This window comes from Thalassobaculum sp. OXR-137, from assembly GCF_034377285.1.
Classification (GTDB): domain Bacteria; phylum Pseudomonadota; class Alphaproteobacteria; order Thalassobaculales; family Thalassobaculaceae; genus Thalassobaculum.
Map to the genome: position 1 here is coordinate 4,595,050 of NZ_CP139715.1, position 12,619 is coordinate 4,607,668.

Genomic DNA, 12,619 nt, shown 5'->3' on the forward strand with positions numbered 1-12,619 from the left:
CCGTCCGGGCGCGGAGACAGGCATGAAACTGATTGGCGTCGATGTCGGCGGGACGTTCACCGATCTGGTCTATACCGACACCGACAGGGGCGAGACGGTGATCCATAAGACGCCGACCACGCCGGACGACCCGTCTCGTGGAGTCGTGGAGGGGGCGATCGAGCTCTGCCGCCGGGTCGGCGTGGATCCCGCCGGCATCGATCACCTGATGCACGGCACCACCATCGCCACCAACGCGGTGCTGGAATATGACGGGGTCGAAGCCGGGCTGATCACCACCGAGGGCTATCGCGACATCCTGCATATCGGCCGCCACCAGCGTCCGCAGCACTATTCCATCATGCAGGAGATCCCGTGGCAGGACCGCCCGCTGGTCAAGCGCCGCCACCGCAAGACCGTGACCGAGCGCCTGGCACCGCCGCGCGGCGAGGTGCTGGTGCCGCTGGACGAGGACGCGGTGCGTCGGGCCGCCCGCGAGCTGAAGGCGGCGGGAGTGAAGGCCATCGCCATCGGCTTCCTGTTCTCCTACCTCAATCCGGCGCACGAGGAGCGGGCACGCGAGATCGTCGCCGAGGAACATCCGGAGGCGTTCGTGACCACCTCCGCCTCCGTCGCCCCGCAGTTCCGCGAGTTCGAGCGCTTCACCACGGCGGCGATGAACGCTTTCATCGGCCCCAAGGTCCGCGACTATGTCAGCCACCTGGAAAGCGCCATGCGCGACAGCGGGCTCGGCTGCGACCTCCACGTGATGGGCTCCAACGGCGGGGCGGCGACGGCGAAGATGGTGGCCGAGAAGCCGATCCTCACCCTGCTCTCCGGTCCGGCCGCCGGTGTGCTCGGCGGGGCGTGGAGCGGCGCCCTGTCCGGCCACACCTCACTGATCACGCTCGATATCGGTGGCACGTCGGCGGATATCGGCATCACCGTCGACGGCGCCTTCGCCGAGGCAACGGCCCGAGACACCTGGATCGGCGGCTATCCGGTCCTGGCCCCGATGATCGACATCCACACCATCGGGGCCGGCGGCGGCTCCATCGCCCATATGGATGCCGGCGGGGCCCTGCGGGTCGGTCCGCGCAGCGCCGGCGCCCGGCCCGGCCCCGCCGCCTACGGCCATGGCGGCGACCAGCCGACCGTGACCGACGCCCATGTGGTGCTCGGCCGCCTCGACCCGAAGAACTTCCTGGGCGGCGAGATGTCCCTCGACGTGGACGCCTCGCAGAAGGTCATCTCCGGCTTCGCGGGGAAGGTCGGGCTCGAGTTGCATGAGACAGCGGCCGGCATCCTGACCATCGTCAACGCCAACATGGCCAACGCCATCCGCTCACGCACGGTGCAAAAGGGGCTCGACCCGCGCGACTTCGCCCTGGTGGCCTTCGGCGGGGCCGGTCCGCTGCACGCCGCCGACGTGGCCGACCTGCTGGGCATTCCGACGGTGCTGGTCCCGGCATGGCCTGGAATCACCTCGGCGGTGGGCCTGCTGACCACGGACCTGAAATACGACGCGGTGAAGACCGAGTTCCAGGTCTCCACCGATATCGACCTCGCCCGCCTGAATGAGGATTTCACGGCGATGGAGGCCGATCTCGGCGCCCAGCTTGCCGCCGACAAGGTCGATCCGGCCGGCGTGACCTACAGACGCGCCGGCGACCTGCGGTATGTCGGCCAGGGGTACGAGCTGCGGGTCGCCTTCCCCGAGGGCGCGGTGACCGACGCCGTCGTCAAGCAGGTGCTCGACGCCTTTGCCCGTGCCCACGAGGCCGAATACGGCCACGCCTTCCCCGGCAGTCCGGTGGAGATCGTGAACATCCGCGTCACCGCCAATGGCGAGGCGGCCAAGATCGCGCCGCCGAGCGTCACCGGCGGCGACAGCGTCGAGGCCGCCACCGTCCACCGGGGCGAGGCGGTGTTCGCCACGTCGGAGGGCGTAAAGCCCCTGCTCACGGCCTTCCTAGACCGCTTCAAGCTGCCGCTGGACACCGACGTACCCGGCCCGGCGGTGATCCTACAGACCGACACGACAACCGTGGTCCCGCCCGGCTGGACCGCCCGCGCCGACGCCGCCGGCAACCTGCTGCTCAACAAGGGAGACGCGTGATGAACATCCAGAGCAAACCGAGCGTCGATCCGGTCACCATCGCCGTCGTCCAGGGCGCGCTGGAGAACATCGCCGTTGAAATGGGCTATCGGCTGATGCGGATGTCCTACTCCTCGATCATCCGGGAGTCGGAGGATTTCGGCGCAGGCCTGGTCGACGCGAGCGGCCGAGGGCTCGCCGAGAGTGCGCAATCCACCCCGCTGCAATCCGGTCCGATCCCCGGCTATATCCATGGCATCAACAAGATCCTGTCCGAGCGCGGCGAGACCGTGCGGCCGGGCGACGTGATCATGCACAACGACGCCTATTCCGGCGCCAGCCATGGCCCCGACGTCGCCTTCATGGTGCCGATCTTCCACGGCGAGCGGCTGATCGCCTGGGCCGGCACCACCGCCCATCACCTGGATATCGGCGCGCTGACCCCCGGAAGCTGCGGCATCGTCGACGCCATCGACGCCTATGCCGAGGGCCTGCAATTCAAGGCGATCAAGGTCTACGACCGGGGTGTGAAGGTCGATCCGGTCTGGCACATCCTGCGCGACAACATCCGGGTTTCCGACATGGTGGTCGGCGACATGGAGGCGCAGATCGCCGCCGCCCGCATCGGTGCGAAGCGCTTCGAGGAACTGATGGAGCGCTACGGGGTGGAGACCCTGGAGGCCGCCTGCGAGGGGGCGATGGACCATGCCGAGCGGCTGATGCGCGGCGCCATCGCCAAGCTGCCGGACGGCGACTACTCGGCCACCACCTATATCGACGGCTTCCTGGATTCCGACGACCCGAAGAAGAAGGAGCTGCCGATCTGTGTCACTCTCCGGGTGCGCGGCGACGAGATCGAGGTGGATCTGGAAGGCACCGCCGACCAGGTGGACGACGCGCCGATCAACATGCCGCTGGTCGGCACCGCCGATATCGCCATCTGGCTGACCATCCGCTCTGTGCTGCTGGACACCGCCGTGCACGGCCATATCCCGGTGAATGACGGGTTGACCCGGCCGATCAAGATCAAGGCGCCTTACGGGTGCCTCGCCAACCCGATCTTCCCGGCCCCGACCATCGCCCGCTTCTGCCCGGGCAACCAGCTTGCCGACACGGTGATGAAGGCGCTGGCCCAGGCGATGCCGCATAACGTATCGGCCGGGATCGGCAACCTGAAGGTCATCGCCTTCTCCGGGCTCAATGCCGGCAAGCACTGGGTCCACATGGAGATCTTCGAGGGCAGCTATGGCGGCAGGCACGGCAGCGACGGCATGGACGCGGTCGACACGCTCTACGCCAATACCCGCAACAACCCGATCGAGGATATCGAGACCCACCTCCCCCTACGCGTGTCGCGCTACGAGTTGCGTGAGGACGTGGTGGGTGCGGGCAAATGGCGCGGCGGCCTCGGCTCGGTGCGGGAGTTCGAGTATCTCGCCGATGGCGGGGCGTCGGTGGAGGGCGAAGGCCACGGCTTCGCCCCCTGGGGCTTCGACGGCGGAGCCTCGGGCAAGCAGGCGGAGCTGCGGCTGCACACGCCCTCGGGCGCGGTGCGCGAGCTGCCGTCGAAGGTGCCGCATATGCGCATCGCCAAGGGCGACCGCTTCCGCTGCCTCGGCCCGGCCGGCGGAGGCTACGGCGATCCGATGACCCGCGATCCGCAGGCGGTTGCCGAGGATGTGCTGGACGGGCTGATCTCGGTGCAGACGGCGGCCGACGCGTTCGGGGTGGTGATCGGGTCGGACGGCAGCGTGGATGTCGCGGCGACGGCGGCACGGCGGGGGTAAGGTCTCTTTCCATCCACTGTCATCCTGAACTTGTTTCAGGACCTCCAAAGCCCCGGGGCCAGTCTGCAACCGTCCGAGGGCCGATCCGGCGGCAAATTGAGGTCCTGAAACAAGTTCAGGATGACGGGGGGATGAGTCGCCGCCCGCTCCCCCGCACTCTGCTATTGCCCCCGCCCCTTCAAACTTCTAGTTCAAGGGCCCCAGCGCCCCGAGCGCCGACACGCACTTCGACAAGGGAAGCGGCACGCCATGATTCGCCCCCGTTCCATCAGCGGCCTGCGGGAGTTCCTGCCCGCCGAGCAGATCACCTTCAACCGCTGCGTCGAGATCGTGCGGAAGCATTTCGAGCTGGCCGGTGCGGTGCCGCTCAGCACCCCGGCCTTCGAGCTGCGCGAGGTGCTGCTGGCCAAGGAAGGCGGCGACAGCGTCGACCGGCAGGTCTATGGCGTCCACCGGATCGCCGATGGCGGCGAGGACACCGACTTCGCCCTGCGCTTCGACCTGACCGTGCCGATGGCGCGTTTCGTCGCCCAGCACGCGGGCGAGCTGGTCTTCCCGTTCCGCCGCTATCAGATCCAACCGGTCTGGCGCGGCGAGCGGGCGCAGGCCGGGCGCTATCGCGAATTCATCCAGTGCGATATCGACGTGGTCGGCGACCAGACGCTGAGCCTGATCACCGATGCGGAGATCCCGGCGATCATCGACGGCATCTTCAAGGAAATGAATATCGGGCCGTTCCAGATCCGCATGAGCAACCGCAAGCTGCTCGAGGGTTTCCTGTCCGGCACCGGCATCCCATCCGGCTCGATCTCCGACGCCATGCGGGTGATCGACAAGATCGACAAGGTCGGCCCGGACGAGATCCGCAAGGAACTGGCCGAGACCTACAAGCTCGACGACAAGCAGCTCGACCTGATCATGGCTTATGTCTCCCTGCGCGGCCCGGCCGAGGAGGTGATCGCGAAGCTGCTGGAACTGGCGCCGGCCGACAGCCTGAACGAGACCTACGCCGCCGGCGTAGAGGAATTGACCACCGTCGCCCGCGCGGCCGCCAGCCTCGGCCTGACGCCGGAGACCTTCATCCTCGACCTCTCCGTCGCCCGCGGCCTCAGCTACTACACAGGCACGGTGTACGAGACGACCCTCGTGGACCACCCGTCCATCGGCAGCATCTGCTCCGGCGGGCGCTACGAGAACCTGGCCGGGCTCTACACCAACCGCAAGCTGCCGGGTGTCGGCATTTCCATCGGTCTGACCCGTCTGGTCACCCGCCTGATGGAGGCCGGGCTGCTGCCGGTCGAGCAGGCGACGACCGCGCCGGTCCTGGTCACCGTGCTCGACCAGGACAAGCTGGACCGGTACCTGACCGTGGCGGGCAAGCTGCGCAAGGCGGGGATCGGCGCGGAAGTGGCGACCGAGCAGCGCAAGATCGGCCAGCAGTTCAAATACGCCGACCGCAAGGGCTTCAAGCTGGCCCTGGTCGCCGGCGAGGACGAGTTCGCCGCCGGGACCTGGCAGGTGAAGACCCTCGCGTCGGGCGATCAGGTGGTGGTCGAAGAGGAAAAGCTGGTTGAAACTCTGAAGACCATGCTCTCCGTCCAGCCATAGACCGCCGACGATCGCCACATCGCCGGGAACCGACTTCATCGTTTATTAAGTCAGTGCGTGCATTTTGCACTGCAACGCAATGACGATGAGTGTCTTTCGATGAAAGCGATGCGCGCGCTTCTTTTGGCCTCAGTCCTGGTCGTGCTCAGCGCCGGCTCCGGATTCGCCGATACGGAGCTGTCCCTGAACGAAAAGGCGACCCTGCAGGCCGCCATGCAGCGCCATATCGACCGCAGCCTGGTCGACGGCACGATCCTCTACCTCGATCGTTCCAGCGGCGATGTCCGTCGGCTGCATCCGGTGACCGCCCACCCCATGATCCTGATCTACGGCGCGCATTTCGTGCTCTGCTTCGACTTTCGCGACGACGCTGGCGAGACCGTGCCGATCGACTACTACATGGCGCGGCAGGACAACACCTATACGGTGTTTCACACCGCAGTGGCCGACCGCACCCTTCTCCAGGGCCTGATGGCGTCCGGAAAGGTCACGAGGTAATCGTGACCGAGACTGTCGCGGCGAAGACCGACCCGGGACTGCCCACGCGGCCGCGCTGGACGCAACGGCTCTACGTCCGGTTCCTCGCCGTCATCAGTCTCGCCTTCCTCCTGATCATCGTCCCCTGCTCTTGGCTGATCTTCGGCTTCATGCACCGCATGGATAACGAGCTGCTGACCAGCCGCATCGGCAATCTGTCCGCCCGCGTCGCCAGCGCGATCGACCGGCACGACGCCTATGTGGATCCGGCCCTGGCAGGCGATCTGCTGGCCCCCCTCGCCTCCGACCGGGCGTTTCTGTGCGCCGAACTCAGGAACGGCGAGACCGTTGCCGTCGCGCTGCCGCCGGCCCAGGGCTGCGTGGCCGGAAACGGGGGATACTCTCTCGAGCTTCCCATCGACGACCGGGGGGACTGGATGCTGCGGGCCGACTTTTCCGATGCGGAACTGGTCGAGATCCGCGAGCTGGAGCTCCTGCTCGGCGTGTCGGCAATCTCCATCGCCTTCCTGGCGGCGCTCATCGCCGGCGGCCTGTCGTTCCGCTTCCTGATCCGCCGCCCGCTGAACCGCCTGACGGACGCCATCCTGCGGTCGGCCAGATCCGGGACGCGGCACATCGTGCACTGGAACAGCCGCGACGAAATGGGCCTCATCGTGCACGCGTACAACACCCTGGTGGTGTCGGAGACCGACCGAGAGCGCCAGCTTCAGGAGTCCTTCGCGCAGATCCAGGCATCGGAAACCGCGCTCGCCACGCTGAACCAGGAGTTGGAGCAGCGGGTGGTGGAACGCACCGTCGAACTGGAGATCGCCAAGCGCGAGGCGGACCGGGCCAACGACTCCAAGACCCAGTTCCTGTGGTCGATGAGCCATGAACTCAGAACCCCGCTCAACGCCATCATCGGGTTTTCGGAGATCATGTCCCGGGAACTGTTCGGACGGATCGAGCCGGGCCGCTACAAGGAATTCGCCGACGACATCCTGCACAGCGGCAAGCACCTGCTCAAGGTGATCAACGACCTGCTGGATATCGCCCGGATCGAAGTCGGCCGGGAATCCCTGTCGGATCAGCCGACCGATGTCGCCTCACTTCTGGCGGAAACCCTGCGGGTCATCGCCCCTCTCGCCCACGAGCGCGGGGTTCGGCTCGACTCCAGGATGGACCGCAACCACATGATGCTGCTGATCGACCCGATGAAGATTCGGCAGATCCTGATCAACCTGTTGGGAAATGCGGTGAAGCATACACCCGTGGCCGGCATGGTCTCGGTCGATGTCCGGATCGAGCCGGACGGGCGCATCGCCCTCCTGGTCGAAGATACCGGCTCCGGTATCCCGGCAGAGTCCCTGGACGAGGTGATGGAGCCGTTCGGCAGGGTCGAAGGCCTGTCCTCGCCCCTGGAGAAGGGAACCGGGCTCGGACTTCCGCTGGCGCGGAAGATGGCCGAACTTCACGGCGGTGCGCTGACGCTGGAAAGCGAATGGGGTGTCGGCACCCGCGTCACCGTCCACCTGCCCGCCGACCGGTACCTCGCTGACCGCGACCAGCACGCCCTGGCCCAGACCGGCACCGGCAACTGAGCGGCGGACCGCGACCGTCACGCCTCCGCGAACCCGATCCAATCCGCATGGGCCTTCAACCGATTGGTCAAGGCTGCCGGATCGTCCCGCGGGATCGGGTCGATGCGGATTCGCGACAGACGCTTGCTGGCGAAGTACCAGATCCCGTTGACGCGGCGGCAGGCATCCTCGTAGTGGCCGTAGCCGGTGAAGCCGCTATGGCCGGGCGCCTCGATCGGCTCGCGGCCGTCGAGGAACTGGACCACGTCGACCATCGCCCAGACGGCCCGTGCCCGATCCGGCCCGTCGAACGCGATCTCGGCCATGTGACAGTGATGCACCGTCAGCGCCTCCTGCAGACGGGCGCTGGCGCCGGCGACGAACTGCGAGGCGGTCGAGCCGGTCGGGGCCGACCCGAACCCCTCGAAGGTCGCTTCCTCCAGGAACAGCCCCGCCAGCCGATCCCACTGCTTGGTATCCAGGAAACGGCAGTACTGCGCCTTCAGCGTCTTGATCTTCTCGCGGTCAACCAAGGTCTCGGCGGTGATGTGCGTCTGGGGCATCCGGGCTCTCCCTTTTCAATTTTCCCTATTTTCGTCAGTCCTAGCGCAAGCGCACTCTATGTGGGAACGCATGAAGGGGATCCGCCATGAACGATCTGACCGCGCCCGACGCCCGGACGGCCGCCGATAGCGGCGCAGACTTCTCCAAAGGGGCGGCTTTCTGCAACGGCCGCTACGTCCCCGCCGGCGAGGCGTCGATCTCGATCATGGACTGGGGTTTCGGCAAGTCGGACGTGACCTACGACGTGGTCCATGTCTGGGGCGGCGCCTTCTTTCGCCTGGAGCACCACCTGGCGCGGTTCGAGAAGTCGATGGCCGGGCTTCGCATGTCCATCCCCTACTCCCGCGAAGCGATCGCCGGCATCCTGACCGACTGCGTTCGGCTGTCGGGCCTGCGGGAGGCCTATGTCGCGATGATCGCCACGCGCGGCGTGCCCCTGCCCGGCATGCCGCGCCGCCCGAGCCTGATGCAGAACCGCTTCTATTGCTATGCCATCCCGTGGATCGACGTGATCCCCACCGACGTGCAGGAACGCGGTGCCCACCTGATCGTCGCCAAGACCCAGCGAATCTCGCCGGAAAGCGTCGATCCGACGATCAAAAACTTCCATTGGGGCGATCTGGTCCGCGCCATGTTCGAGGCGGAGGATGCGGGGGTCGACAACGCCGTGCTGCTCGACGCCGACGGGCTGGTGACCGAGGGACCCGGATTCAACGTCTTCATGGTCAAGGACGGTACCGTGGTCTCGCCCGACCGCGGCGCGCTGGAAGGGATCACCCGGCAGACGGTGTTCGATCTGTGCGACGCGCTCGGCATCGCCTGGGAGATTCGCGCCATCACCGCCGACGAGCTCCGCGCCGCCGACGAGATCTTCACCTCGACCACCGCCGGCGGGGTCATGCCGGCGGCGCGCATCGACGGAACGATTCTCTCCAACGATCGGCCCGGTCCGATCTCAGCCCGGCTGAAGGAGACCTACTGGGACTGGCACCGCGAGGGGCGGGACGCCACGCCGATCGACTACGGCTGATCCGCAGCAGGCGGACCAGGGGAGTTCGAGGAGAGCGGCCGTTCACCCCTCCCCCGGGTACCGGGACTACTCTGCCGGCCCATCGGCCGCGTTAAGGGAATGCTAATCGACTTGCCTCAAATTAGCTCCGTATCTGTTCTAGACGGAGTTTCCCTGTGGCCTTGTCCTGGTTGAGCGTAAAACCGAAGCACCAGGTGCTGATCGGCGCTGCGATCGGCCTGGTGGCGCTCATAGGTATGGTCTCCTGGGACCATTGGCATGACTACAATCAAGAACTCGACTCGATCGAGTCCAGGTCCCGCCGCACGTCGCAACTGCTCGCTCAGCACACCGCCCGTGTCTTCGAAGGCATCGATTCCGCCCTGCGCGAGACGGTTCGGATCCGTCAGGAAGCGCGGGACGGCGCGCTGACACCGCTGGAGATCCACCGGACGCTGAAGGCCGTCCATGGCGGAACGCCTGTACTGAAGACCCTGGGGTGGGTGGATCGGGAGGGAAATCGGCTCGCCACCTCCGGCTCGGCCAATCCGCCCCCGCTGAACATTTCCAAGACACCCGGCTTCAGGGCCGTCCGCAGTCTCGACGGTCCGTCCGCCGAGTCCTACGTGTCGGAGGCGTTCTACTCGTCCACGCTGCAGGCGACCGTATTCTTCGTCGGCTACCGGATGACGGACAAGGAAGGCACGTTCGACGGCCTGATCTACGGAACCGTCGATCCGTCCTATTTCAGGCAACTCTTCAAAGCGGCCGATCTCGGGCTTAGTGCGGTCGTCACCCTGTCGCGCTCCGACGGCCGCATCCTGGCCCGGTACCCTTTCGATGGCGACCCCGCGAACCTGCAGGTTCTCGAGCCGGCGCTGGACATCGGAGTGATCGACGAAATCGGCTCGGGCTATCTACGCGTCGAAGATGCCGCCAGCGACATCGACCGGCTCGTCGGCTTCGCACCGACCGGCGATCGACGGTTCGTTCTATCGATTTCGGTAGACCACGCGCCAGCCCTGGCGTGGTTCAAGGCGGCCTTCGCTTCTGATTTCTGGCGTCTGCTGCTCGCCGTGGCGCTCCTGATCGGCGTGGCCGCCGCCCTGATCGTACAGATCCGGCAGCGCGAAGCTGTCGCCCAGCGGCTGCGCGACAGCGAGGGCAGGTTCCGCGACTTCGCCGAAGCCTCCGGCGACTGGTTCTGGGAAACCGACGCCGAGCATCGCATGGTCTGGATGTCCAAGGCGGTCGAGCAGGCGTCCCACGCCTCGCGGCAGTGGCATTTGGGCAAGCGACGCATCGACATGTGCGCCCGCGAGCTGATGGCCTCGCCCTCGGCGATTCAGGATCACCAACGGGTTCTGGACCAGCACCTTCCATTCTCCGATTTCGAGTATCCCCGGCGCTCGCCCAGCGGCATCCGATGGATCCGGACCAGCGGCGTTCCGATTTTCGGGACGGACGGAACCTTCGTCGGATACCGGGGAACGGCTCGCGACATCACCGACTTCATCGACGCCAAGGAGCGCCTTCGGGACGCCACCAACGCCATCCCGGGCGGCTTCATGCTGTTCAACGACGCCGACGAACTCATCTACCGGAACGCGCCGTCCCAACACCCCACCGGCATCGGCTTCGTTGAGCGCATCGGCGATACGTTCGAAACCATGATCCGACGCGTCGTCGGTCTCGGCATGATCGAGGAGGCCCAGGAGAATCCGGAGGCCTGGATCCGCTGGCGGCTCAAGCGGCACGCCGACGCCAACGCCACCACACTGATCCATATCAACGGCCGGGCCATCGAGATGGTCGAGCGGAAGACCTCCGATGGCGGCCGAATGCTCCTGCGTTTCGACGTTACCGATCGCGAGATGGCGTATGAGGAGATCCGCCGGGCCCGCGATGCCGCCAATGCGGCCAACAAGGCGAAGTCCGACTTCCTGGCCAGCATGAGCCACGAATTGAGGACGCCTCTGAACGCGATTATCGGTTTCGGCGAGATCCTGCAGCGGGGTGATCTCCGCTCGCTCTCCGAGAAGCAGGTCACCGAATACAGCGGCTATATCGTCTCCAGCGGACAGTTGCTGCTCAGTCTGGTCAACGACGTTCTCGACCTTTCGACGGTCGAGGCCGGTCAGATGAAGGTGACACCGCAGACCACCCATGTCGCGCAAATGATCGAGCGGGCGGTCACCAGCGTGCGGCCGTTGGCAGAGCAGCGGGAAATCGACCTGCAGGTCGAGATCGACGACGCGATCGGCCCGGTGCTGGCGGACAAGCAGCGCTCGATCCAGGTGCTGCTGAACCTGCTGTCCAATGCGATCAAGTACAACACCGTCGGCGGCATCGTGCGGGTGCATGTAGAGCAGGACCACAACCACATCACGATCTCCGTCACCGACTCCGGCCCCGGGATCAGTGCGCTGAAGGCGGCGCGGCTGTTTTCCCCGTTCGACCGGCTCGGTGCCGAATTCGGCAGTATCGAGGGTACCGGCATCGGCCTCGCCCTCAGCAAGAAACTGGCGATGGCCATGTCAGGCCAGATCGGCTATCAGCCGGCCCAGCCCAACGGCAGTACCTTCTGGCTGAGCCTGCCGCGCAGCCGCGAGGCCGCGCCGAGGGAGGAGATCGCTCCGGCCTCCGGCCCCGAAGCGGAACCGGAGCAGGCCGAGACCGTCGGGGGTTTCACCCTGCTCTGCATCGAGGACAATCCGATCAACGCGCGGATCGTCGAGCATGCGGTAAGCTCCCTGCCCGATGTCCGGTTCGTGGAAGCGGCCACCGGGCTGGAGGGGGTCGATCGCGCCACGGAGTTGCGACCGGACGTCATCGTGCTGGACCTCAACCTGCCGGATATTTCCGGACAGGAGGTGCACGCCCTTCTCCGCGCCAATCCGGAGACCAGGGATATCCCGGTCATCGCCCTGACCGCGGCTGCCCTGACGGACGCCGGCGCCCAAGGCAAGGGTGCCAGCTTCTTCCGGTATCTGACCAAGCCGATGGACTTCGGGATCTTTCTGAGCGCCGTTCAGGCTGCGATATCCCAGGCCGCGCCGGGCGACGAGACCGTCGAACCGGACGGACCCGCGGGAGCACCGTTTGCCGACAAACTCACCACCGACCGGTGGATCGACCCCGAACGTCTGGCAACGCTGCAGAGCATCACGCCGCCAGAGGTCTTCGCACCGCTCCTCCGCTCCGCCTGCTCCGAGATCGAGCAGCGTACGGCAGAGTTCGGCAACACCGTGATCCGGCTGGATACCGGCGAGCTGGCGCGCGAGATCCACGCGCTCCGCGGCCTGTGCCTGAATATCGGTGCCCCCAAGCTGGCCGCACTTGCCGGCCAGCTGGAGGATCTGGCCTGGGCGGGTGACCGCGCACCGATCGAGCAGGCCGCGTCGGAGATCAAGGCCTACGGCGGTGAGACGGTCGACGCCCTCACCCGGTACCTGCAACGCGCGCCGCGGACCTCCGTCAACGCGGCCTGAGACCGCTCGGCGGTCCGCCCCCAACG

8 protein-coding genes are annotated in these 12,619 nt (G+C 66.5%); 7 read left to right on the plus strand and 1 reads right to left on the minus strand.

All coding sequences use genetic code 11. The features are described from left to right. Nucleotides 1-22 precede the first annotated feature (22 nt). From T8K17_RS21360 to T8K17_RS21380, 5 genes are all read left to right on the plus strand, one after another. Nucleotides 23-2,098 carry a hydantoinase/oxoprolinase family protein gene (locus T8K17_RS21360; RefSeq protein ID WP_322331755.1) on the plus strand — a complete coding sequence of 692 codons (2,076 nt, stop codon included), beginning with the start codon at nucleotides 23-25 and terminating at the stop codon, nucleotides 2,096-2,098. Beyond that, a complete protein-coding gene (locus T8K17_RS21365) occupies nucleotides 2,098-3,864 on the plus strand; it encodes a hydantoinase B/oxoprolinase family protein (RefSeq protein WP_322331756.1) in 1,767 nt (588 codons plus the stop codon). Before T8K17_RS21360 ends, T8K17_RS21365 begins: the two co-directional genes overlap by 1 nt. A gap of 249 nt (nucleotides 3,865-4,113) precedes the next feature. Further along, on the plus strand, nucleotides 4,114-5,472 hold the full coding sequence (gene hisS / locus T8K17_RS21370) for a histidine--tRNA ligase (RefSeq protein ID WP_322331757.1): 1,359 nt from the start codon (nucleotides 4,114-4,116) through the stop codon (nucleotides 5,470-5,472). Nucleotides 5,473-5,580: 108 nt separating this feature from the next. Beyond that, nucleotides 5,581-5,970, plus strand: coding sequence for a hypothetical protein (locus tag T8K17_RS21375; RefSeq protein ID WP_322331758.1), 390 nt, complete (start codon nucleotides 5,581-5,583; stop codon nucleotides 5,968-5,970). Nucleotides 5,971-5,972: 2 nt separating this feature from the next. Next, a complete protein-coding gene (locus T8K17_RS21380; protein ID WP_322331759.1) occupies nucleotides 5,973-7,550 on the plus strand; it encodes a sensor histidine kinase in 1,578 nt (525 codons plus the stop codon). A 17-nt stretch (nucleotides 7,551-7,567) separates the two neighbouring features. Here the strand turns inward: T8K17_RS21380 and T8K17_RS21385 are convergent, their stop codons facing one another. Continuing rightward, nucleotides 7,568-8,092 (minus strand): nuclear transport factor 2 family protein, encoded by a 525-nt coding sequence (locus T8K17_RS21385; protein ID WP_322331760.1) that lies wholly within the window; start codon nucleotides 8,090-8,092, stop codon nucleotides 7,568-7,570. An 86-nt stretch (nucleotides 8,093-8,178) separates the two neighbouring features. Between T8K17_RS21385 and T8K17_RS21390 the strand changes: the two genes are divergently transcribed. Then, entirely contained in the window at nucleotides 8,179-9,123 is a 945-nt protein-coding gene (locus tag T8K17_RS21390) for an aminotransferase class IV (protein WP_322331761.1), read from the plus strand. A 155-nt stretch (nucleotides 9,124-9,278) separates the two neighbouring features. Further along, nucleotides 9,279-12,593 carry an ATP-binding protein gene (locus T8K17_RS21395; protein ID WP_322331762.1) on the plus strand — a complete coding sequence of 1,105 codons (3,315 nt, stop codon included), beginning with the start codon at nucleotides 9,279-9,281 and terminating at the stop codon, nucleotides 12,591-12,593. The last annotated feature ends 26 nt before the right edge of the window (nucleotides 12,594-12,619 follow it).

Excerpts from the sequence above, each read along its gene's own strand:
- T8K17_RS21365 (WP_322331756.1), top strand. The coding sequence starts at position 2,098 with ATGAACATCCAGAGCAAACCGAGCGTCGATCCGGTCACCATCGCCGTC.
- T8K17_RS21390 (WP_322331761.1), top strand. The coding sequence starts at position 8,179 with ATGAACGATCTGACCGCGCCCGACGCCCGGACGGCCGCCGATAGCGGC.
- T8K17_RS21375 (WP_322331758.1), top strand. The coding sequence starts at position 5,581 with ATGCGCGCGCTTCTTTTGGCCTCAGTCCTGGTCGTGCTCAGCGCCGGC.
- T8K17_RS21360 (WP_322331755.1), top strand. The coding sequence starts at position 23 with ATGAAACTGATTGGCGTCGATGTCGGCGGGACGTTCACCGATCTGGTC.
- T8K17_RS21385 (WP_322331760.1), bottom strand. The coding sequence starts at position 8,092 with ATGCCCCAGACGCACATCACCGCCGAGACCTTGGTTGACCGCGAGAAG.
- hisS (WP_322331757.1), top strand. The coding sequence starts at position 4,114 with ATGATTCGCCCCCGTTCCATCAGCGGCCTGCGGGAGTTCCTGCCCGCC.